A 22,877-nucleotide genomic window follows, 5' to 3' on the forward strand; every position below is an offset into this window, starting at 1 on the left:
ATCCGGAGAACAATGGGAGGCAAATGTGGGAGGGAGCAAGCCCCTTCCCACATTTTCTGACGGGCTTACCCGGTCAAAAGGTGTATTCCAACACCCCCATCACCGAGGTCTGCAAGCGCCGCTCCACAATCGGGCTCTTGCCCGCGTCATCCGCCAGGTATTGCACATCCAGCAGGGTCGAGAACTGGGTGTGCTCGCTGATCGGCAGGCTCCACACCAGGTTCATGCCATTGCTGATATTGCCCGCACCGGCCTTGTAGGCCTTGAAGCGACTTTGCGCGGCCTGGCCGGTGGTCACGCCGTACCAGGTCTGCAGGTAATTGCGGTCACCAAAGTGACTGTTGAGGCTGGCATCGACCGATCCGTAGCGGCCGTCGTAGAGCGTGGTGCCCAGGCTCAGCTCCAGGTGGGTGAACGCCTTGCCGCTGTCCTTGTGGTCATCTTCCTTGAGCGCGTGTTCCAGGGTCGCGCCGGCAATCACGCCACCCAGGTTATAGCTGGCACTCACTCCCACTTGCGGGCGGGCCTTGATCTCGCCCATGCCCTTGAGCCGCTTCGAGCCGGCGTGCAGGCTATGATTCTTGTCGTTGCGTGAATGGCTGGCACCGATATAGGTGCTGAAGCTCAAGGCGTTGCCTTCATAGCCCCAGCCCAGACCTTTGTCGGTGTCGAGGAATATCCCCCAGGGGCTGACGACTTTGCCGCCCAGCACCGGCGCGGTCATGCGCTCATCGCTGCCGCTGTAGCGGGGCACGTTGGCCATGCCGGCCTTGAGGCTGTATTGCCAGTCTTCGGCAATTGCGCGGTCGGCAGCGGCCAGCAGGCACAGTGAGGAGAGCGACAGGTACAGGGGGGTTGAGCGCATAAAGGGTTCCATATGGGGGGTTAGAAAGCCAAGGGTTTATAAGGGGAGCGGGTGCGTTTGAAGGCGTAGCCCGAAGCGCTGAGACCGTTGATCTGGCGGCTCACCGTATCGCCCAGGCCATAGCCGTTGCCGGCGAGGACGGCATGGGCGTTGTCGATGGGCAGCAGGATGTAGTCGGTCAGCGGTTCGTCGTGCAGTTGGCCGCGGATCACCAGGAAGCCGTCTTCCAGGCGCACGCTGATGCCGCTCAGGGGGGCGTCCGGCTCATGGGTGTTGAGCACTTGATAGGTCCCGATGGTGTCGGCCCAGGCCGAGGGCAAGGGCGGCGGTTCGATGCGCTCACCGATAGCCACGCGCTGGCCGTGGCTGCGGGCGGTGAGCATCTGGCGGCCTTGCACGCTGATCACGTCCAGTTGCACGCGGCCCAGTTCGCCGAGGTCCTTGAGCCAGAAGCCGAGCACTTTCTTCTGCGCGCGCAACCAGCCATCGTCGTCGCGCAATAATTCGAAGGTGTAGCCGGCCAACTCGCCCGACAGCCGCTGATCGTCATCCTTGATCCGGAACACGCCCCAGGCGGTGGCGTAGAAGCCGGCCAGGCGCCTGCGGTCGATGGCGGCCGGCACGTGGCGCAGTTTCAGGCCGTGGCTGGGCGCCTGGCAGTCGTCGGCGCAGACGGCGTGGCCGGTTTGCGCCTGGAGCAGCAGGCGCAGGGTGTCGGTGGCCAGGCCGGCCACCAGGTCTTCGGCGTTGCTGTCATTGGCCATGATGATCACGGCCAGTTGTTGGTCGGGCAGCAGGCTCAACTGCGCGGCAAAATCATCGCCGCCACCGCTGTGCTGGTAGGTGCGTATACCGGGGCCGACGGGTTCGTCACCGCATGGGGCGAGGAACCAGCCCAGGCCCATCTGGCAATCGAAGTCCAGCGCATTGCCGGTGTTCTGCTGGGTGAACATCGCGTCGATCGAAGCGCTGCCCAGCACGCGGTTGCCTTTGTAGACGCCTTGGGCGAAGAGCATGTGCACGTAATGCGCGAGGTCTTTCGGGCTGGCCCACAGGCCGCTGGCGGCGATGTCGCGCACCGGGGCATCGGTACTGGCAACGCCGTCCGTGTAGCCCAGGGCGCGGAACGCCTGCTGGCTGGCGGTGCCGACAAAACTCGACTGGTTCATTTCCAGCGGCTTGAGCAGGCTGTTTTGCAACTGGGCTTCAAAGCTTTTGCCGCTGCTGCGCTCGATGGCCGCGCCCACCAGGGCATAACCGAGGTTGGAATACGCCACCTGCGAGCCTGGCGGGCTGCTCAGCCAAACCCCCGACACGCGCATCGGCATCTGCCCCATGGCGTAGGTGCTGTGCAGGTCACGCAGGTGTTCACTGGGCAGGCCGGACTGGTGGCTGAGTAAACGCCGCAGGGTCACAGCGCGGTCGGCAGCGGCCTGGTCGTCATGAAAGCGCGAGCGCACGTAAAACTCGCGCAAGGTCTGCTGGATCGGCGCATCCAGCGCCAGCCGCTGTTGTTCCACACATTGCAGCGCGGCCGTGGCGGTGAGCAGCTTGGAAATGCCACCGGCACGGAACGCGGTGTTGGGCGTGACCGGCACGCCCCGGGCCTTGTCGGCCAGGCCGAAGCCCTGGGCCCAGATCAGCTCCTGGCCATTGACCAGGGCAATCGACAGGCCGGCGATATGCTCTTGGGCGATCACCCGGGGAATGCGGGCTTGCAGGTAGCGGATGATCGCGCCGTAGTCACCCTTCTGAATGGGCGGCGGTGCCGGCGGTTGCCCATGGCAACCGAGGCTGCCCAGCAGGCAACCCAGCAGCGGAATACCGCGCAATCTGCGAAACATGAGGAGCACCCGAATGGCTGTTTGGATGCTCGAATGCTAGGGAAGGGCCGTCCAACAATCTTTGCGAGCTTTGTCGGGAAACTGTCAAAGACTGTTAACGGCTGAGCCCATGGCGTTCATGCCACTGCGCGATGGACTCTTCGGGGTATTCATCAAACTGCAGGTCGCCTTTGCGCACGCTGACTTCGACCCACGGCGCCTTCGAGCCCAGCATCAGGTGCGTATGCGCCGGCGGTACTGGCAACGGCGTGTCGATGGCCGAGGCAAACGGGTGGATCAGCTCCGGCCACTCCGGGCTGAACAGCCATAGCGCACTGCCGCACTGCGAACAGAAATGCCGCTCGGCGCTACTCGCATGGGCACGGCTGGCGCCCTCGGGTTTGAGCCGGGCGTGGTAGATCGAAATCTGTTTGCGCCCGCGCACTTGCAAGCTATTGGCATCCCCGGCCAGGTTGATCGCATAACCGCCGCCGCCCTGGGTCTTGCGGCAGATCGAGCAATAGCAACGCTGGTAAGGGTACGGGTGGGCGCTGGTGAGGCTGAACGTCACGGCGCCGCAGTGGCAGGATCCCTCAAGCTGCATCGGGGCTGACTCCTCTTGGGTTTATGTAACAACGCTTTGCTAATACCTTAGCCTCAGGCAAGATTCCTTGCTTTGGTTTCAGGGAAGACACCCATGATTGCTGAGTTGCACAGCGCTGCCGCGCAAATTCGCCATGCCGTGCGTGCGGCCACCGAAGGCCTGGTCGGGCGTGAGCAACTGGCCGAGCTGATTGTATTGGCCGCCGTGGCTCAGGAGCACATCCTGGTCATCGGGCCACCTGGCACCGCCAAGAGTGCCGTGGTGCGGCGTGTGGCGCAGTCCATGGGCGGGCGTTATTTCGAATACCTGCTGGGGCGCTTTACCGAACCCTCGGAATTGTTTGGTGCGGTGGACTTGAAGAAACTGCGCGAAGGCACCGTCGAAACCGACGTCAGCGGCATGCTGCCGGAAGCCGATATCGTCTTTCTCGATGAGGTCTTCCTCGGTTCGACCGCCATCCTCAACACCCTGCTGGGCGTGCTTAACGAGCGCCGCTTTCGCCGTGGACACACCCAGATCCAATGCCCGCTGCGCGTGTGTGTCGGTGCTGCCAACGGCCTGCCGGACGACGAAGCGCTGGCGGCGTTCGGGGATCGTTTCCTGTTGCACCTGTTTGTCGAGTCGGTGCCGGATAACCAGTTGGAGGCCATGCTCGCGGGTGGCTGGCAGTCGGAACAGCGGCCGGTGCAGCAGTTGCTCGGTTTGACCCAGTTGGACACCCTTGGCCATGCGCTGAAAAACGTTGACCTCAACCCCGTACGTCCGTTACTGGCCCAGGCTATCCGCCGCCTGCGTGAAGCCGGCATTCAGTTATCGGACCGGCGTATCGTCAAGTCTCAACGGCTGATCGCAGCGGCTGCCTTGCTGGGCGGGCGCCCGGAAGCCAGCGATGCCGACCTGTGGCCGCTGCTGTACGTGCTGCCGACCCAGGAAAGCCAGCAACACGGTCGTGAAGTGCTGCGCGACCTGTTTGCCGCCTCCAGTAACCGTCATTTGTTCAGTGCGGTGGAGGAAGCCACCTTGCAGCCGATGTCACGATTCAATCGCCTGTTGGAAACCGCCGAAGATTACCTGGCACGCACCGAGCCACCGGCGAGCCCGGCGCTGGAAGGCCTGCTGCGCGAGATTGACGCCAACTTCAACAGCCAGACCCTGCCTGAGCCGTTGCGACAGGTACGCGGGCAATTGGCGCGACTGCTGACGCCCACGCCATGAGTGCAGCGTTGCAGCGTTGGACCTGGCGCCCACGGCAGGTACCGACCGAGCCGCAGGCCGCTGTCGCCTGGGGTGACGCTGCTCGGCTTCTGCACGCGCGCTTGTTACAGCTGCCGGACGAACAGGCTGCGCGACTGCAAGCCACGGCCAGCGGTGAAGTGCTGGTGGTTACCGGCGCCGGTGTTGACCTGCCCTGGGTCGACGGGGTGGCCTACGCCGCACCGGGAGATGTCGCGCCAGGGCTGTGGTTGCCCACCAGTTGGGAGCCGACAACTGCGGTAGATGTGCTGGGCCAGGCCCTGGCGGCACGCTTCAAACGTTCGCCGTTATTGCTGTGGCGTGAACCGCAGGCCGTGGTGCCGCTGGATCGCTTGCTGCCCGTCAGCCGCGATCATTTGCGGCGAATCGCTGCTCACTGGGGGATGCCCGATGCAACTGCCTGATGCCCTGCAACCCTGGCGGCAGTGGCTGGAATGGTTTGCGCCCGAGCACCTGCCAGTGTTCGCCGATCTGCTGGGCCGTCTCAACCCGCTGCTCGGCCCACTGCGGGGCAGGCAACAAGGCGGTGTGCCGGAGCCTGATGGCCTGGGCGACCTGCAACGCCGTGGCCCCTATGAGCGTCTGCTCTCCAGTGAATGGTTGCTGGCAGAGGAGGTACCCGATGAGTTTCTCCGCCGTGCGGTCGGGGGCGAGCATATGTTCCTCGCGCCCCAGTACCGTGCCCGTGAGGCCAACCGCCTGATGGTGGTGCTGTTCGACGCCGGTCCCTTGCAGTTGGGGGCCGCACGCCTGGTGCATATCGCATTGCTGATGCTGTTGGCGCGGCGTGCCGAAGAGGCGGGCGCCGAGCTGCGTTGGGGGCTGCTGCAAGGCCCGCCGGTGTTGCATGAACTGGATTCGCCGGCACAGATCAAGCGTCTGCTTAACGCCCGCACCTATGAAGGGGTGAGCGACAGCCATTGGTATGCCTGGCGCGACTGGATGGCCGCGCAGGATCGTCCTGTGGGTGAATGCTGGATGGTCGGGCAACGCTTGCCGGTCGCCGACGCCAGGCATTGCAGCCACCGGGTCCAGGTCAAGCGCAGCCTGGATGGGCGTAGCCTGTCGTTTGAGTTGCAGGCAGGCCAGACGCGACGGGTGTTGCTGCCGATGCCGCAGGCGCAGCACGCGGTGCAATTGCTCAAAGGGCAGTTCGATCACGAGGTCAAGGCACCGCCCGCCACCAAGACTGGTGTGGTGCCGCGCGTGGTCCTGACCTTGCCGCCGGTGATCTCAGGCTCCGGCAGCCATGTCGCCCTGCGCATGCTGGATGAAACCGGAATGGTGGTGATCAAGCTGCCGTCGAGGAACCAGAAAAAATCCCTCGAGGTGCGTCGGCGCCTGTGGTCAGGCCACCAACGCGCGCTGAGTATGAGCTTTCACTACCGCAGCCTGGGCGCGGTGCTCAGCAGTGACAACACCTTGAGCTTCTGGAACATACCGGGCATTGCCCCGATCGACAAACCACCCGCCGAACGACTGCACCTTCCTCCAGGCACCGCGACGTTCCTGCCCTCGGTGTGGTTGCGCAGTCAGAAAAGCGAACGGCTCTACCTGCTGGACAGCAAGGGCCGGCTCGCCTGCTGGCAAGGCGCGGTGCTCCGCGCTCCGGCGCGTGAGGGCTGCGAGATCACCGACAATGTCATCGGCCTGGCCCAGGTCGACACCTTGACCCTGGCCTACGCCCGCAGTGAAGGCGGGCAAGTCGTCGTGTATGCGGCTACGGGCGATGGGCTGAGGTCCGGTGGTTACGCGGTGGGTGCGGCCAATGGCGTGAGCCAGGTGCTGTTTGCAGGCACCGCCTATTGGCGGCAGTACTTTGGCGGCTGTGCACTGCTGGCCGATAATCTTGGCAGCCAACGTTGGCGCGTGGTCACCCACGACAGCTTCCCCTCGAAAAAAGCCCAGATCGACCTGGCCCCCGGCTGGAAGGCCATCGGCCTGCACCATGAGGTTGGCCCCCAGGAACTGCACGCGCTGGTACTGCTGGGCCCGAACCAGCACACCGTCGGTTTGTATATCGAAGGGCAGCAGCGTGTGCTGTTCACCACCTCGGCAGCGATTGCGCGGGCAACGTTTTGCCCGATGAGTGGCCTGGTTGCCGTTATCACCAGCGCCCGTGAACTGTTGGTGTATTCGGTGCCCGAGCGTGCCATGCGCCTGCAAGTGCTGTGTAACCAGGTCGCGTTGTTAACCCATGAGCGTGAGCATGCTTGAACAGGACGCAATGCTGATCAGGCGCCCGCTGCTGACGGGGCATCAACACATTGATGGGCTGTGGTTTTCCAGCGACCGCTTGGATTTGCACGAGCGCGCCGGCTTGATCCTCGAATACTGGCAGCCCGGCGCCCGTGCCTACCGCTTTGCCGACGGCGATGTGTTGCAGTTCGCGCGGCCTGAATCGGTGTTGTGCGAAACCCTGGTCGGTTGGCCGCTGGTGCGCCAGGGCCGTGGTTTGTCCTCCGCGCTGCTCGACCCGCAGGAGCTGCGGGCCTTGCCGGCTGCCGACCTGTGGCTGGTGCGTGGCAGCCAGGTGCAGGCCTTGCAGTTGCGCGATGCGCAGTTGCTGGCGCCTGGGCAGTGGCTGGATATCAGCGCCTGCACACTGTTGGATACCTTCGACTGCCATGCACCGGTACTGGAACCGGTGCCGCCGCTGCGGGTCACCGATGTGCGTGAGATTCTCGGCGGGGCACTGGGACCCGTCAGCCCGGAGCGGGAAGGGGTGATGCAGGCGCTGATCGAACGTCAGCGCCATGCGCCGAAGAGCCCGCCGGCCAAAGCGACCGCGGCTGGCAACGGCGAGTGGGACTCACGCGAGCCAGCCTCGTTCCCGGCACTCAAGCTTGGCGCGACCTTGGCGCTGGTGACTGCTGTGCTGTGGATGGCCAACCAGGGTCAGCACGCGCCCTTGACACCCATGCCAACGCTGAGCAGCGACCAGGTTTTTGCGGTGGTCGGCGTGACGTTGGTCGGTGGGCTGTTCTTGACCGGCTTTTTATGGGGCCTGAACCGAGCCCTGCGGCGTGGGCGCACGCCAGTCTCCGGCACGCCAACAGCACCGGTCGCCCCTGGCATCGCTGCGCGCAGCGAACCGCGCCGGCACAAACCCGCTGCGTGGCGCCGCTGGCTGACCCGCCTGACCCTGCATTCGCGCTTGTCCACGTTGTATGGCAAGCGTCAGGCTGCTTATGTGCGGCGGATGCTCGAGATGTTCGAGGACGGCAATTTCGAAGAAGCCTTGCGCCATGCCATTCCCTTGAATGGTGAGCAGTCCGGTGACGAGCAGAGCTTTGGAACCCCCCAACGCCGCCAGGACCTGGCCCTGGACCGGCAAAACGGGGCAAGCCGTTCGATGTTCTTCGAAGAGGGGATGACCGAGCACCTGCGCCAGGTCTACCGCCAGAGCTATGAGCGCCTGGACCGCGCCGGGCGCATTGAAGAGGCGGTGTTTATCCTCGCCGAGTTGCTCAAGGAGCGTCAGCAGGCCCTCGATTACCTGGAAAAACACGCGCGCTATCAACAAGCCGCCGACCTCGCCCTGGCCTGGGATATGCCACCTGGGGTGATCGTACGCCTGTTGTGCCTGGCCGAGAACTGGCAACGCGCCTTGATGGTGGCGCGCCGTGACGATGCCTTCGGCGATGCGGTGCTGATGCTCCAGGCCAAATCACCGGAAACCGCCGACCGCCTGCGCCTGGAGTGGGCCGAAGCGTTGATCGCCAAGGGGTTGTGGCTGCAAGCGGTCGATGTGATCTGGAGCCTGCCGGCTGAACGCCCACGCGCCGCGCAATGGCTGCTCAATGCCGAAGCGGCCGGTGGGCGCCTGGCCATTGGCGCGTTGGTCAAGCGCGCCATCCTGCTGCCGGACACCCTGGAGGCGTACGGCGAATGGGTCGAAGACGTGCGTGACGACCCCGCGCGCGGCAGCGAGCGCGCCGCCCTGGCCGAGGCATTGCTGGAACATAAAGCCCAATCCTCGGCCCTGGCCTGGCTGGCAGGCGCTACCGTGCACGCGATTCTTGCCGACCAGTTCAGTGGGCACGGGCGTCTGAACTTCAATCAGTTGCAGGCGCTGGTCAAAATGAGTCGGGATAAATTGCTTCAGGCGGACTTGCCGGGCCAGGCGCTGAAACGTCCAGCCGTTGTGTCGCTGGACCGCGTGAGCAGCACGCTGGAGTGGTCCGCACCGGCGGCGGGCAATCGGCCGATCCTGGATGCCGTGCCCCTGCACGATGAGCGTTACCTGTTGGGGCTGGGCGAGGCCGGCGCGCTGGTGGTGGATGCGCAGGGCAAGACGCTGTTTCATTTTGCGGTGCCGGCGCAGCAGATTGTCATCGGCCACAGCCGCCAAGTGGCCTTGGCGCTGACGCGTCGAGACCGGCTGTGGCGTATCAGCAAGCTGGACCTGGTAAGCCGCACGGCCACGGACCTTGGTGTCTTGGCGCTGGACGTATTTGCCAAGGTGTTTGACGGCACTGCCTGGACCGTCGGCCGTGACCGGGAACTGAGGGTGGTGGACGTCGATCGTGGGTTTGAAACGTTATGGCACGTGGGCGATCTACCGGCACGGGTGCATGCCCTCGAGACGGATCAGCACAACGAATACCTGTGGCTGTTGGAAATGGGCGGGATCCTGGCGCTCTGGCATTATCGTTTGCCGGAGCGTCGCTTGATCAGTCGCGACCCTGGAATCGATGTCATAGAAGCGGATTTCGGGCTACCCAGTGCAACCGGTCAGGCGGCGCAATACTTGATCAAGTACGACAGCGAAGGGCCGCCGGTCCTCGTCCTGAAGCAGGGTGGGGCGCGCAAGGGCTATCGTTTGCCCGGCAACCTGCGGGAGGAGGAGTGGGATCAAACGGTCTGGCCATTCCTGTTCGAGGACTGGCTGCTGATTCGCTATGGCGTGGAGGAAGAGGCGACCCGTTGGCATTTCATTCATCGCGCCAGCGACCGGCTCTGCGTCAGCCTGCACTGGCCACAAGCGCAAGTCCAGGCGCGGCGCCTGGGGACGGACTGGCTGTTATTCGATGATCAAGGCCGCTTGAGCCACATCAACCTCGACCACGCCAGCCAGCACAACCTCACCCTGCATTGACCGTTTCCGGCATCAGCGTGGCAATCAATGCCCGTATGGTGCCGGGCAGTGCCTCAAGCTCCCTGACCAGAATACTGCGCTCACGAATCGCCCACGGCTCATCCAGCGTCACCGCCACCAGTTGCATGGTGCGGCTGTGCCGTACGGCGGCGGACTCGGGGATGATGCCGATGCCCACGCCCGCTTCGACCATCCGGCAAATCGCCTCGAAACTCGACACCTGGATACGCAGCGACAACTGCTTGCCCAACCGCTCGACGTGTTCACGCAGGAAGCTGAGCAAGGTGCTGCCTTCATGCAGGCCGATATGCTGATAGGCCAGGGTCTGTTCCAGGGTGACCGAGGCTTGATCGGCCAAGGCGTGGCCGACGGGCACCATCAGCACCAGTTTGTCGGTGCTGAAGTGCAGCACCTGCAAACCCGCCGCCTCCACGGGGCCGGCGATGATGCCCATGTCGCTGGTGCCATCCAGCACGCCGCGCACGATATCGCGGGACAAGCGCTCCTGCAGGTCGACGGTCACGCCAGGGCGCTGGGACAGGAAGCCGGCCAGCACCTCCGGGAGGAACTCGGTGACCGCCGTGGTGTTGGCGAAGATGCGGATATGCCCGGCGGAATCCACGCCGTATTGGGTGAACTCACTCTTGAGGTAATCCACCTGGCGCATGATCAACCGCGCATGGTGCAGCAGCCGTTCGCCCGCAGGGGTGATCTCTACGCCACGGCTGTCACGGTACAGCAGGCGCGTGTCGAGCTGGCCTTCCAGCGCCTTGATCCGCGCACTCGCAGCGGCCGGCGAGAGGAACGCGCGCCTGGCGCCCTGGGTCAGGCTGGGGGATTCGGCGATATGGATAAACAGGCGCAGGTCGGCCAGGTCGAAGTGCATGCAAAACTCCCGTATGAATGAACCCGGTAGATACCGTCCTATCCAACACCGCCCAAATCCTACGGATCTGGGCCGCGCGGGTGTTATGTCGGGGAAAGAGCGTTCAGCATAGCCGAACGCTGGTTTATTGAAATGCAAATTCTCAGAACGGGCCGGCGCTTGCATGATCCGGGGCAGACACTCACTGCCCGAGGACCTGTACCTGATGAGCGCTACTGACTGGATCGGCCGAAGCGAAACCGCCCACGACCACCTGAGCCATAACCTGCTCAAACGCATTGCCGCCACCTTTGGCGAAGCCGTCCCCGAGCAGGGCGCGGTCCTGCCGCCGCTGTGGCAGTGGTGCTTCTTCCAGGACCCGCTGCCGGAAAGCGCCCTGGGCGGCGACGGCCACCCGGCCCGTGGCGGCTTCCTGCCGCCGGCGGATAACCGTAATCGCATGTGGGCGGGTGGGCGTATCGAATTCCTGCACCCGCTGCGGGCCGGCGAGGCGGCAACCCGCGTGTCGACCATCACCCAGGTCGAAGAAAAGACCGGCCGCAGCGGCTCGCTGTTGTTTGTCACCGTGCGCCATGACTATGCCCAGGACGGTCGCCTGGCGATCCGCGAAGAACAGGACATCGTCTACCGCGAGCCGACGCCGCCCAAGCCGGGCAGCGGCGAGGCCCTGGCCCAGGGCGAGTGGCAGGAAACCATCGACCCCACGCCGACCCTGCTGTTTCGCTACAGCGCCGTGACCTTCAACGGTCACCGCATTCACTACGACTACCCCTATGTCACCGGCACCGAAGGCTACGCCGGGCTGGTGGTGCATGGCCCGCTGATCGCGACCTTGAGCCTGCGCGCGTTTTGCCGCGCCCATCCCGAAGCCAGCGTGCGGCGCTTTGCCTATCGCGGCGTGCGCCCGTTGATTGCGCCGCAGCCGTTCGCAGTGGGCGGTCGCATCAGTGAAACCGGGGCGGCGGCGTTGTGGGCCGGGAATACCGATGGCCTGGCGCAGACCGCTGAAGTGCATTTCGAATAAGCCAAGAACAACAGGCGGAGAGCCGTGAGATGAACCCGAATGACAACGAAGCACTCAATGCCATCCGCGACGGCGTGCGCGCCTTGTGCGCCGCATTCGACGCGGCCTACTGGCGCCGGATCGACGAAGAAAAGGGCTTCCCCGAAGCCTTCGTCAAGGCGCTGACCGACGCCGGCTGGCTGTCGGCGATGATTCCCGAGGAGTACGGCGGCTCCGGCCTGGGCCTGGCCGAAGCCTCGGTGATCCTCGAGGAGGTGAACCGCTGCGGCGGCAACTCCGGCACCGTGCACGGGCAGATGTACAACATGTTCACCCTGTTGCGTCACGGCAGCGAGGCGCAAAAACGCTTCTACCTGCCCAAGCTCGCCAGTGGCGAATTGCGCCTGCAATCCATGGCGGTCACCGAGCCCACCACCGGCACCGACACCACCAAGATCAAGACCACCGCGATCAAGCGTGGCGACAAATACGTGATCAACGGCCAGAAGGTCTGGATCTCGCGGGTGCAGCATTCCGACCTGATGATCCTCCTGGCGCGCACCACCCCGTTGGCACAGGTGAAGAAAAAGTCCGAAGGCATGTCGATCTTCCTGGTCGATCTGCGTGAGGCCATCGGCAACGGCCTGACCGTGCAGCCCATCGCGAACATGGTCAACCACGAGACCAATGAGTTGTTCTTCGACAACCTTGAACTGCCCCTCGATAGCTTGATCGGCGAAGAGGGCAAGGGCTTCAAATACATCCTCGATGGCCTCAATGCCGAACGCACCCTGATCGCCGCCGAATGCATCGGCGATGGCCGCTGGTTTATCGACAAGGCCAGCGCCTACGCCCGCGACCGCGTGGTGTTCGGCCGGCCCATCGGGCAGAACCAGGGCGTGCAGTTTCCGATTGCCGAAGCCCATATCGAAGTCGAGGCGGCCGACCTGATGCGCTGGCGCGCCTGTGCGGAATACGACAGCGGCGTGAATGCCGGCGCCAGCGCGAACATGGCCAAGTACCTGGCGGCCAAGGCGTCCTGGGAAGCGGCCAATGCCTGCCTGCAGACCCACGGCGGCTTTGGCTTTGCCTGCGAGTACGACGTCGAGCGCAAATTCCGCGAGACGCGCCTGTACCAGGTGGCGCCGATCTCCACCAACCTGATCCTGTCCTACGTGGCCGAGCACCTGCTCGAGCTGCCACGCAGCTTCTGAGGGCCTGCCCATGAGCCATACCCAAGCCCTGTGTCGGTTCCTGGCCGACCTGGCCTACGAGCAGTTGCCCGAACCCGTGCTGGCGCGCACCGAAGACCTGTTCCTGGATTGGCTGGCGTCCGCGTTGGCCAGCCAGGGCGCGCACCCGATCCCGTTGTTCGAGCGCTATGCCCAGAAGATGGGCCCGAGCAGCGGCCCGGCGCAGGTGATCGTCAATGGCACCGGCAGCAGCGCGTATTTCGCCGCACTGGTCAACGGCGCCTCGTCCCACCTGGTGGAACAGGATGACCTGCACAACAGCTCGGTGCTGCACCCGGCCACCGTGGTGTTTCCCGCTGCCTTGGCCGCCGCCCAGGACCTCGGTAAATCCGGCCGTGACGTGTTGCTGGCCTCGGTGGCCGGCTATGAGGCCGGGATCCGCATCGGCGAATTCATGGGGCGCTCCCACTACCGCATCTTCCACACCACGGCCACGGTGGGCACCCTGGCGGCGGCCGTGGCGGTGGGCAAGTTGCTGGATTTCAATCAGGACCAGTTCATCCATCTGCTCGGCAGCGCCGGCACCCAGGCCGCCGGGCTGTGGGAATTCCTGCGCGATGCCGCCGACTCCAAGCAACTGCACACGGCCAAGGCGGCCGCGGACGGTTTGCTCGCCGCGTACCTGACGGCGGATGGCCTGACCGGTGCGCGCAATATCCTCGAAGGCGACCAGGGCCTGGCGGCGGGTATGTCCACGGATGCCGAACCGAGCAAGTTATCGGCTGGCCTTGGTAGCCGTTGGGCGCTGCTGGAGACCTCGTTCAAGTTCCACGCGTCGTGCCGCCATACCCATCCGGCCGCCGATGCGTTGCTGGCGTTGATGCAACGCGAAGGCCTCGAGGCCGTCGATATCGCCCGTGTGGAAACCCGTGTGCACCAAGGCGCCATCGATGTGCTGGGGCGAGTAAGCGTGCCGACCAGCGTGCATCAGGCCAAGTTCTCCATGGGCACCGTGCTGGGGTTGATCGCCGTGCATGGCAAGGCCGGGCTCACCGAGTTCCATGAATCGGCGTTGACCGATCCCGCCGTCGCCGCCTTTCGCGACAGGGTCAGCATGACCCTCGACCCCGAGGTCGATGGCGCCTACCCGCAGCGCTGGCTCGGCCGCGTCACCGTCACCACGGTTGACGGCCGCACCCTGCACGGCGCCATCGACGAGCCCAAGGGCGACCCTGGCAACACCCTGAGCCGTGCAGAACTGGCGGATAAATTCCAGCGCCTCGCCCGGTTCAGTAACGCTCGCACACCGGCCCAGGCCGCCGCATTGATCGCCAAAGTCTGGGATGTGCGCAACGCCGCGTCCATGGCCCACTGGCTCTGAGGAACTGTCATGACTGACCCACGACCGCTGGACGGCATCACCGTTGTCAGCCTGGAACACGCGATCGCCGCGCCCTTTTGCACCCGTCAACTGGCCGACCTCGGCGCCCGCGTGATCAAGATCGAACGCCCCGGTGCCGGTGACTTCGCCCGTGGCTACGACGAGCGCGTGCGTGGCCTGGCCTCGCATTTCGTGTGGACCAACCGCTCCAAGGAAAGCCTCACCCTGGACCTCAAGCAGGACGACGCCGACGCCATCCTCGACAGCCTGCTGGCGGATGCCGATGTGCTGGTGCAGAACCTTGCACCGGGCGCGGCGGCGCGCATGGGCCTGTCGTTCGAGGCGCTGCATGCACGCTTTCCACGGCTGATCGTCTGCGACATTTCCGGCTATGGCGAAGGCGGGCCCTACGAGAAAAAGAAAGCCTATGACCTGCTGATCCAGAGCGAGGGCGGCTTTTTGTCGGTGACCGGTGGCCCGGGTGACGAGCAGATGGCCAAGGCCGGTTGCTCCATCGCCGATATTTCCGCCGGCATGTACGCCTACAGCGGCATCCTTTCCGCGCTGCTGTTGCGCGGCAAGACGGGGCAGGGCAGCCGCATCGACGTGAGCATGCTCGAAAGCCTGGTGGAGTGGATGGGCTACCCGATGTACTACGCCTTCGACGGTGCGCCTCCACCCCCGCGTGCCGGCGCGGCGCACTCGACCATCTACCCCTACGGGCCGTTTCCCACCGGTGACGGCGGCACGGTGATGCTCGGTTTGCAGAACGAGCGTGAATGGGCAGCGTTCTGCGACAAGGTGCTGCTCACACCTGGACTGGCGACGGATGAGCGCTTCAGCGCCAACTTCAAGCGCTCGGCCAACCGCGAGGTGTTGCGCCAGATCATCGTCGACAGCTTTGCCCAACTGGGCGCCGAGGCCGTGATCCAGCGCCTGGAGGACGCGCAGATCGCCAGCGCCCGCGTCAACGATATGCAAGGCGTGTGGGACCACCCGCAGCTCAAGGCCCGCGACAGTTGGCGTGAAGTCGCAAGCCCTGCCGGGCCGCTGCCGTCGCTGCTGCCGCCGGCGCGCAACGGGGCGTTTACCCCGCGCATGGACGCCGTACCGGCGCTGGGGCAGCACAGCCAGGGCATCCTCGAGCAGCTCGGTTACTCCGGCGATGCCATCGACAGCCTGCGCGCGCGCGGCGTTATCTAATAAGGAAGTCCGTTATGCCAAACCCTCTTGTGCGCTCTGCGCTGTTTGTTCCCGGCAGCCGACCGGAGCGATTTTCCAAGGCGCTGGCCAGTGGCGCCGACGCCGTGATCGTGGATTTTGAAGACGCGGTGGAAGAGCCGCTCAAGCGCCAGGCGCGGGATAACCTCGGGGCGTTCCTGCAAAGTCACCCGCAGGCCCGGGTGTGGGTGCGCATCAACGCGCCGGAACATGCCGGGCATTTCGAAGATGTGGCGTTTTGCAAAGCCCACGCCAACGTGGCGGGTGTACTCCTGCCGAAAGTGGAAAGCGCGGCCCAGGTGGCGGTGGTCGCCGCTGCGGGCAAAGTGATCTGGCCGATTATAGAAAGCGCACGGGGCTTGCTGGCGGTGGCCGACATCGCGGGGGCGCCGCAGGTCGAACGCCTGTCATTCGGCGGCCTGGACCTGGCGCTGGACCTCAACTTGAGCAGCAACTCCCCGGCCGCGCAGTTCGCCCTCGACCAGGCACGCCTGGCGCTGATCGTGCATTCCCGCGCGGCTGGCCTGGTGGCGCCACTGGATGGCGTGCACCCGGCCATCGACGATCCTGAAGGCCTGCGCCGTTCGATCCGGCATGCCTATGAAATGGGCTTTGCCGGCGCGTTGTGTATCCATCCCAGGCAGGTGGCGGTGATCCATGAAGCGTTGGCGCCCAGCGCCGCCGACCTGGCCTGGGCACGGCGGGTGGTTGACGCCGGGGCGCATGGGGCGGGGGCTTACCAGATTGATGGGCAGATGGTGGATGCGCCGGTGTTGTTGCGGGCGCAGCGGTTGCTCGCACAGTTATAGCTGACGGAACCGAATCAAATGTGGAGGGGGAACTGCATTTTTCTTGAGGTTGGTGTTCGGCGTGGCCGAACGCAGGTATCAAAAATTCGAAATTCACTACACGCGTCATATCAGGCACCTTGCCCTACAACACAACAATAAGAAGGTGATTTTCCATGCTCAAGCTTTCTCGGGCGCTGTTCTGCGCCGCCACCTTGTTTGCCGCGGGCCTGGCCCAGGCGGCGGACCCGATCGTGATCAAGTTCGCCCACGTGGTCGCTGAAAACACCCCCAAGGGCCAGGGCGCGTTGCTGTTCAAGAAGCTCGCCGAAGAACGCTTGCCCGGCAAGGTCAAGGTCGAGGTGTACCCCAACTCGTCACTGTTCGGCGACGGCAAGGAAATGGAAGCCCTGCTGCTGGGCGACGTGCAGATGCTGGCGCCGTCCCTGGCCAAGTTCGAGCAATACACCCGGCAAGTGCAGATCTATGACCTGCCGTTCCTGTTCAACGACCTGGCCGCCGTCGACCGCTTCCAGGCCGCCGAGGGCAAGCAACTGCTGACCTCGATGCAGAGCAAGAACATCCTCGGCCTGGCCTATTGGCACAACGGCCTCAAGCAACTCTCCGCCAACAAGGCACTGCATGAACCCAAGGACGCCCGTGGCCTGAAGTTCCGCGTGCAGGCCTCCAGCGTGCTGGAGGAGCAGTTCAAGGCGATCCGTGCCAACCCGCGCAAGATGAGCTTTGCCGAGGTGTACCAGGGCTTGCAGACCGGCACCGTGAATGGCACCGAGAACACCTGGTCGAACTATGAAAGCCAGAAGGTCAACGAAGTGCAGAAGTACTTCACCGAATCCAACCATGGCCTGATCGACTACATGGTCATCACCAATGCCACGTTCTGGAACGGCCTGCCGCCGGACATCCGCGGCACCCTGGAGCAGGTCATGGTCGAGGTCACCGTCGAGGTGAACAAACAGGCCGAAGCGCTGAACCAGTCGGCCAGGCAGAAGATCGTCGAGGCCAAGACCAGCGAAATCATCGAGCTGACCCCCGAGCAACGCCAGTTGTGGCGCGAAGCGATGCGGCCGGTGTGGCAGAAGTTCGAAGGGGAAATCGGGGCTGATCTGATCAAGGCGGCGGATGCCTCCAACCATTGAATCCGGTTTCCGCCCTGACATCTCATTTGCTTTCGCGAGGTTTTGCCATGCAAACGCTAAGGCGCGTCTGGGAGCACCTGGAGGAAGGCTTTATTGCCTTCCTGCTGGCGGCCATGACCCTGGTGACATTTGTTTACGTCATGCTCAACAACATCTACACGCTGTTCTTTGCCCTGTCTGACAAGTGGGCGTGGAGCAGCACGTTCTTCGGCGCGCTGGGCGACCACACCATGACCTGGGCCCAGGACATGACCTGGAGCGTGGCGCTGACCAAGGCCATGTTCGGCTGGCTGATTTTCTTCGGCATTTCCTATGGGGTGCGCACCGCCGGCCACCTGGGGGTGGACGCGCTGGTCAAGCTGACCCGGCGTCCGGTGCAGCGCGTGCTGGGCATGCTCGCCTGCCTGTGCTGCCTGGCCTATGCCGGGCTGTTCATGGTCGCCAGCTACAAGTGGGTCAGCGCGGTGATGACCGCCCATATCGGCGCCGAAGACCTCGACCAGTTCGGTATCGACGTGGGTGACATTGTGATCATCGTGCCCATCGGTTTTGCCCTGGTGTTTATCCGCTACCTGGAGATCTTCTACCGCATCTTTACCCGCCGTCAGGTCGGGTTGGGGCTGGCTGACGAGGCCGGTGAGGCCAGCAAATTGGCAGGCAGCCATGGGGAGCGTCACTGATGGCCGTGCTCTGTCTGTTCCTGCTGTTGTTCGTGTTCATGTTCCTCGGCGTGCCGATTGCCATTGCGCTGGGTTTGTCGGGCGCGGTGTCGATCCTGATGTTCAGCCCGGACTCGGTCAGTTCCCTGGCGATCAAGCTGTTCGAAACCTCCGACGCCTATACCTTCCTGGCGATCCCGTTCTTCCTGCTCTCCGGTGCGTTCATGACCACCGGCGGCGTGGCGCAGCGGCTGATCGACTTTGCCAACGCCTGTGTCGGGCATATCCGTGGCGGCCTGGCGATTGCGGCGGTACTGGCGTGCATGCTGTTTGCGGCGCTGTCCGGCTCATCCCCGGCGACGGTGGCGGCGGTGGGTTCGATTGCGGTGGCGGGCATGGTGCGCTCCGGTTACCCGAAGGAATTCGGCGCGGGGATCATCTGCAACGCCGGCACCCTGGGCATCCTGATTCCGCCGTCGATCGTAATGGTGGTGTACTCGGCGGCGACGGAAACCTCGGTGGGCAAGCTGTTCATGGCCGGGGTGATCCCGGGCTTGCTGCTGGGCCTGATGCTGATGGTGGCGATCTACATTGTCGCGCGCATCAAGAAGCTGCCGGCCCAGCCACGGGCGACGTTGGGTGAATGGCTGGGCTGTGCACGCCGCGCCTTCTGGGGCCTGTTGCTGCTGGTGATCATCCTCGGCGGCATCTACAGCGGCATGTTCACCCCCACCGAGGCGGCGGCGGTGGCGGCGGTGTACTCGGCCTTTGTGGCGTTGTTCGTCTACAAGGACATGAAGCTGCGCGACTGCCCCAAGGTGCTGCTGGAGTCCGGGCGCCTGGCGATCATGCTGATGTTTATCATCGCCAATGCCATGCTCTTCGCCCATGTGCTGACCACCGAGCAGATCCCCCAGGAAATCACCGCCTGGGTGCTGTCCGAGGGCCTCACGCCGATTGGCTTTTTGATCATGGTCAACGTGGTGCTGCTGATCGCCGGCAGTTTCATGGAGCCTTCGGCCATCGTGCTGATCCTGGCGCCGATCTTCTTCCCGATCGCCATGAAGCTGGGCATCGACCCGATTCACCTGGGCATCGTGATGGTGGTCAATATGGAAATCGGCCTGGTGCACCCACCGGTGGGGCTGAACCTGTTCGTCACCTCGGCGGTGACCGGGTTGACGCTGGGGCAGACCATTCGTGCGGCGTTGCCGTGGCTGATGATCCTGTTGGTGTTCCTGATCATGGTCACGTACTTGCCGTTTATTTCGCTGGCCTTGCCGCACTGGTTGGGGATGTAGCGCGGGTCAGCAAGTGACTCACTGTAGGAGCGAGGGGGACGCCTAGTTCTTGCTCGCGAAGAACTCAGGGCCACCACGTTTATCGAGAATGAACGCGTTGCCTGGGCGTTTTTCGCGAGCAAGAACTAGGCGTCCCCCTCGCTCCTACAAAGTGTCTTAACTGACTGGTATTGGGGCTTGCCCCTCCCACATTGGTTTTGCGTCAGGCTCTATTGGTCCAGTGCACTCAAGATTGCATGGGCGACCTTTACCCGTTCGGCATTCGGGTAGTTCTTGTTCGCCAATATCACCACGCCCACTCCCTTGCTCGGCACGTACGCCACGTAGGCGCCAAACCCATTGGTGGAGCCGGTCTTGTTCACCAGGGTGTCGGCGTGGGGCGCCTGGGGCGGGGTCAGCCAGTTGACCGCGTGCGGTTCCATTGCCATGGGTGTGGAGTTGCCGGCCATCAACCCATCGAGCGGGATGGGGTAGGGGTACATTTCCCAGCCCAGGCCCTGGGTCATGCCGTCCACGCTGTAGTAACCCGTGTGAGTCACGCTGATCGCCTGCTGCAGGGTTTTATCCAGCGTCGCCGGGTGCATGTTCGCGTCAACGTACTTCAGCAAGTCCGCAGCGCTGGTCTTGATGCCGTAGGCCTCGCTGTCCAGGGCGCCGGGGCCGACGCGTACCGGTTTGCCATCTTTGCCATAGCCTTGGGCGTACAGGCTCATCTGGCTCTGCGGCACCTTGATGAAGGTGTGCTTGAGCCCGAGTGCGGGCAACAGGGTCTTTTCCATCGCCTGATCGAACGGCTGCTTGAGGCTCTGCGCCGCCAGGTAGCCGAACAACCCCAGGCTCGGGTTGGAATACAGGCGCTGGGTGCCAGGGGCGAAGTCGGGTTGCCAGTGCTGGAAGTAGCTGATCATGCGCTGGGTGTTATCCGCATTGGCGGGGAATTGCAGGGGCAAGCCGCCGGCGGTGTAGGTGCCGAGGTTGAGCACGCTGATGTGGTCGAACTTGCCGCCGCCCAGTGCCGGCAGGTAATGGCTGGCCGGGTCGGAGAGCGTGAGTTTGCCGCTGGCTACCGCGTAACCGGCCAGGGTCGCGGTGAAGGTCTTGCTCACTGAACCCACTTCGAACAGGGTGTTTTCGCTGACCGGCTGGCGGGTATCGGTGGCGGCGATTCCGTAGTTAAAGTATTGCGCCTTGCCGTCCCGCACCACGCCGACCACCAGGCCGTTAATCGACTGCTGCTGCATCAGCGGTTTGACATTGGCATCCACCACCGCCTGCAGGTCGGTGGCAGCCAGGCAGTTGCCGGCGGCGATAAACACCGCGAGGGCGGTGAAATTACGCACGCCAGACAGTAAATGTTGGGGCATGATAACGCTTCCATGAGAATGATCGATTGAATAAAGAGCCTGCGCGGGCGAGGCAAATGTAGGCCGTTCGCCGATCCTGGGCAAACGATGATATCTCGCAGCAGTCATTAGAAATATTGGGGTCAATATGCTCCGCTCCCACTTACCGTTGAACGCCTTGCGCGCCTTCGAAGCGGCCGCCCGGCATTTGAGCTTTACCCGCGCCGCCATTGAGTTATGCGTGACCCAGGCGGCGGTCAGCCATCAGGTCAAGAGCCTGGAGGCGCAGCTCACTGTCACCTTGTTCAAGCGCCTGCCCCGCGGGTTGATGCTCACCCGCGAGGGCGAAACCCTGCTGCCGGTGGTGCGCGAGTCGTTCGACCGCATTGCCCACACCTTGGGTCAGTTCGAGGGCGGGCATTACCGCGAGGTACTCACCGTGGGCGCGGTCGGCACCTTTGCCGTCGGCTGGCTGCTGCCACGTCTGCCGGACTTCCAGAGCCGCTACCCGTTCATCGACCTGCGCCTGTCCACCCATAACAATCGAGTCGACGTGGCTGCCGAAGGCCTGGATTACGCGATTCGTTTCGGTGCAGGTGCCTGGCACGGCACGGATGCGCTGGAGTTGCTGGAAGCGCCGCTGACGGTACTGTGTGTGCCGTCACTCGCCGCGCAGTTGCACACGCCGGCCGACCTGTTGAAACACACGCTGCTGCGCTCCTACCGCGCGGATGAGTGGAGCCTGTGGCTTCAGGCCGCCGGGCTGCCCGCCGACACCCTGGTACCGCGCAGCATCGTGTTCGACTCGTCGCTGGCGATGATGGAGGCGGCGCTGCAAGGCAGCGGTGTCGCGCTGGCGCCAGCGCTGATGTTTTCGCGGCAACTGGAGAGTGATGTGATTCGCCAGCCATTCGACGTCGGCATCACCACTGGCAGCTACTGGCTGACGCGCTTGCAGTCGCGGGCCGAGACCTCGGCCATGCAGGTCTTCAAGGCGTGGTTGCTGGAGGAGAGTGGGCGTGTCTGAGTTTATTTCTGAAACATAATGAAACATTTGCTCGGGGCCGGCGTTCTACCGCTACACCTGCACTGAGTTATTCCATGAAAATACCGCGCCCCTCCGCTCGCATGCCACACCTCACCCAACTGCGCAATTTGAAGATGGCACGCTCCGCCCACGCGTATGTGCGCGGCAGCACCGTGCAATTCTACGAGTGGCTGCACAGCCAGATGGGCAGGCGTCTGCCTCAAGGCCCGGCGATCTGGATCTGCGGCGACTGCCACGCGGGCAACCTGGGGCCCACCGGCGACAACAAGGGCCGCATCGATATGCATATCCGCGACCTTGACCAGGCCGTGATCGGCAACCCGGCCCACGACCTGGTGCGCCTGGCGCTGTCCCTGGCCACCGCCGCGCGCGGTTCGGACCTGCCGGGCGTGACCACCGCGCGCATGCTTGAAGAAATGATGGTGGGCTATGAACAGGCGTTCAAGGACAAGCCCGACGAGGTACCGCCGCGTCCGTCCCAAGTCAAGGCGGGGATGCGCAGCGCCGTCGAGCGCACCTGGAAAAGCCTGGCCCGTGAGCGCATCGACAACGTGCGGCCGACGATCCCGCTGGGCAAGCATTTCTGGTCGCTGTCGCGGGCAGAAAAAAGTGCGCTGGAAAGCGTCTGCGCGTCGGATGACATCCATCAGTTGGTCACCTCGCTCAAGGGCCGCCCCAAGGACGCCAAGGTCCAACTGCTGGATTCGGCTTACTGGGTCAAGGGCTGCAGCTCCCTCGGCCTGCTGCGCTACGCCGTATTGCTGGGGGTGGGCGACAAGGACGATGAGGAATACTGCCTGATCGATATCAAGGAAGCCGTCGGCGCCGCCGCACCGCGCGCGGCACGGGCGAAGATGCCCAGGTACAACGGCCGCCGAGTGGTGGAGGGCGCCCGCCAGCTGTCGCCGGGCCTGGGTGAACGCATGGTGGCGACACGGTTTCTGGACCATGGCTTTTTCATCCGCGAACTGTTGCCCCAGGACATGAAGCTGGAACTGGACGAACTGAGTGAACTCGATGCCATGCACGCCGCCGGTTACCTGGCGCGGGTGGTCGGTATCGCCCATGCCCGGCAGATGGACCGGGCGACGCGCAAGGGCTGGATGTCGGTGCTGCAGGAAAACCGCTCCAGGCAATTGGATGCGCCGTCGTGGTTATGGACCAGCGTGGTGCAGTTGGTGGGCAGCCATGAGCAGGGCTACCTCAACCATTGCCGCCGGTATGCGCTGGAACACTGAGCTGGAATG

General features: G+C 64.0%; 19 protein-coding genes. 14 read left to right on the plus strand and 5 right to left on the minus strand.

Going from position 1 to position 22,877, the window contains the following annotated elements; all coding sequences use genetic code 11:
• Positions 1-73: 73 nt before the first annotated feature.
• The 3 genes from BFQ01_RS29100 to BFQ01_RS29110 form a co-directional block, all read right to left on the minus strand.
• Positions 74-865: a MipA/OmpV family protein gene (locus tag BFQ01_RS29100; protein WP_065928010.1), complete on the minus strand. Its 792-nt coding sequence runs from the start codon at positions 863-865 to the stop codon at positions 74-76.
• A gap of 20 nt (positions 866-885) precedes the next feature.
• On the minus strand, positions 886-2,709 hold the full coding sequence (locus BFQ01_RS29105) for a serine hydrolase domain-containing protein (protein WP_065928011.1): 1,824 nt from the start codon (positions 2,707-2,709) through the stop codon (positions 886-888).
• A 94-nt stretch (positions 2,710-2,803) separates the two neighbouring features.
• Positions 2,804-3,292, minus strand: coding sequence for a GFA family protein (locus BFQ01_RS29110; protein ID WP_065928012.1), 489 nt, complete (start codon positions 3,290-3,292; stop codon positions 2,804-2,806).
• A gap of 93 nt (positions 3,293-3,385) precedes the next feature.
• On the opposite strand from BFQ01_RS29110, the gene BFQ01_RS29115 reads away from it, so the two are divergent.
• The 4 genes from BFQ01_RS29115 to BFQ01_RS29130 are packed head-to-tail and all read left to right on the plus strand — an operon-like array spanning position 3,386 to position 9,647.
• Complete coding sequence (locus tag BFQ01_RS29115; RefSeq protein ID WP_065928013.1) at positions 3,386-4,507, plus strand: AAA family ATPase; 1,122 nt, start codon at positions 3,386-3,388, stop codon at positions 4,505-4,507.
• Complete coding sequence (locus BFQ01_RS29120) at positions 4,504-4,950, plus strand: bpX5 domain-containing protein (RefSeq protein WP_065928014.1); 447 nt, start codon at positions 4,504-4,506, stop codon at positions 4,948-4,950. The genes BFQ01_RS29115 and BFQ01_RS29120 overlap by 4 nt, the downstream gene beginning before the upstream one ends.
• On the plus strand, positions 4,937-6,763 hold the full coding sequence (locus BFQ01_RS29125) for a hypothetical protein (protein WP_065928015.1): 1,827 nt from the start codon (positions 4,937-4,939) through the stop codon (positions 6,761-6,763). The genes BFQ01_RS29120 and BFQ01_RS29125 overlap by 14 nt, the downstream gene beginning before the upstream one ends.
• A complete protein-coding gene (locus tag BFQ01_RS29130; RefSeq protein WP_065928016.1) occupies positions 6,756-9,647 on the plus strand; it encodes a bpX6 domain-containing protein in 2,892 nt (963 codons plus the stop codon). The genes BFQ01_RS29125 and BFQ01_RS29130 overlap by 8 nt, the downstream gene beginning before the upstream one ends.
• Here BFQ01_RS29130 and BFQ01_RS29135 read toward each other — a convergent pair.
• A complete protein-coding gene (locus tag BFQ01_RS29135) occupies positions 9,634-10,533 on the minus strand; it encodes a LysR family transcriptional regulator (RefSeq protein ID WP_065928017.1) in 900 nt (299 codons plus the stop codon). The two genes, BFQ01_RS29130 and BFQ01_RS29135, sit on opposite strands and share 14 nt — an antisense overlap.
• A gap of 205 nt (positions 10,534-10,738) precedes the next feature.
• On the opposite strand from BFQ01_RS29135, the gene BFQ01_RS29140 reads away from it, so the two are divergent.
• From BFQ01_RS29140 to dctM, 8 genes are all read left to right on the plus strand, one after another.
• Entirely contained in the window at positions 10,739-11,557 is an 819-nt protein-coding gene (locus tag BFQ01_RS29140) for an FAS1-like dehydratase domain-containing protein (RefSeq protein ID WP_065928083.1), read from the plus strand.
• 29 nt (positions 11,558-11,586) lie between these two features.
• On the plus strand, positions 11,587-12,750 hold the full coding sequence (locus tag BFQ01_RS29145; RefSeq protein ID WP_065928018.1) for an acyl-CoA dehydrogenase family protein: 1,164 nt from the start codon (positions 11,587-11,589) through the stop codon (positions 12,748-12,750).
• 10 nt (positions 12,751-12,760) lie between these two features.
• Positions 12,761-14,110, plus strand: coding sequence for an MmgE/PrpD family protein (locus BFQ01_RS29150; protein WP_065928019.1), 1,350 nt, complete (start codon positions 12,761-12,763; stop codon positions 14,108-14,110).
• A gap of 9 nt (positions 14,111-14,119) precedes the next feature.
• Positions 14,120-15,313 carry a CaiB/BaiF CoA transferase family protein gene (locus BFQ01_RS29155; protein ID WP_065928020.1) on the plus strand — a complete coding sequence of 398 codons (1,194 nt, stop codon included), beginning with the start codon at positions 14,120-14,122 and terminating at the stop codon, positions 15,311-15,313.
• Positions 15,314-15,327: 14 nt separating this feature from the next.
• Positions 15,328-16,140 carry an HpcH/HpaI aldolase/citrate lyase family protein gene (locus BFQ01_RS29160; RefSeq protein ID WP_065928021.1) on the plus strand — a complete coding sequence of 271 codons (813 nt, stop codon included), beginning with the start codon at positions 15,328-15,330 and terminating at the stop codon, positions 16,138-16,140.
• 155 nt (positions 16,141-16,295) lie between these two features.
• Entirely contained in the window at positions 16,296-17,279 is a 984-nt protein-coding gene (locus BFQ01_RS29165; protein WP_065928022.1) for a TRAP transporter substrate-binding protein, read from the plus strand.
• A gap of 47 nt (positions 17,280-17,326) precedes the next feature.
• A complete protein-coding gene (locus tag BFQ01_RS29170) occupies positions 17,327-17,959 on the plus strand; it encodes a TRAP transporter small permease (RefSeq protein WP_065928023.1) in 633 nt (210 codons plus the stop codon).
• Entirely contained in the window at positions 17,959-19,239 is a 1,281-nt protein-coding gene (dctM, locus tag BFQ01_RS29175; protein WP_065928024.1) for a C4-dicarboxylate TRAP transporter large permease protein DctM, read from the plus strand. The genes BFQ01_RS29170 and dctM overlap by 1 nt, the downstream gene beginning before the upstream one ends.
• A gap of 209 nt (positions 19,240-19,448) precedes the next feature.
• On the opposite strand, the gene ampC is transcribed toward dctM, so the two are convergent.
• A complete protein-coding gene (ampC, locus tag BFQ01_RS29180; protein WP_065928025.1) occupies positions 19,449-20,603 on the minus strand; it encodes a class C beta-lactamase in 1,155 nt (384 codons plus the stop codon).
• Between the two features lie 127 nt (positions 20,604-20,730).
• Here ampC and BFQ01_RS29185 point away from each other — a divergent pair, with 127 nt between their 5' ends.
• Both BFQ01_RS29185 and BFQ01_RS29190 read left to right on the plus strand, forming a co-directional pair.
• On the plus strand, positions 20,731-21,609 hold the full coding sequence (locus tag BFQ01_RS29185) for a LysR family transcriptional regulator (RefSeq protein ID WP_065928026.1): 879 nt from the start codon (positions 20,731-20,733) through the stop codon (positions 21,607-21,609).
• 74 nt (positions 21,610-21,683) lie between these two features.
• On the plus strand, positions 21,684-22,868 hold the full coding sequence (locus BFQ01_RS29190) for a DUF2252 family protein (RefSeq protein ID WP_065928027.1): 1,185 nt from the start codon (positions 21,684-21,686) through the stop codon (positions 22,866-22,868).
• The last annotated feature ends 9 nt before the right edge of the window (positions 22,869-22,877 follow it).

Origin of the sequence: Pseudomonas sp. 8 R 14 (genome assembly GCF_900005955.1) — a bacterium.
Taxonomy (GTDB): Bacteria; Pseudomonadota; Gammaproteobacteria; order Pseudomonadales; family Pseudomonadaceae; genus Aquipseudomonas; species Aquipseudomonas marginalis.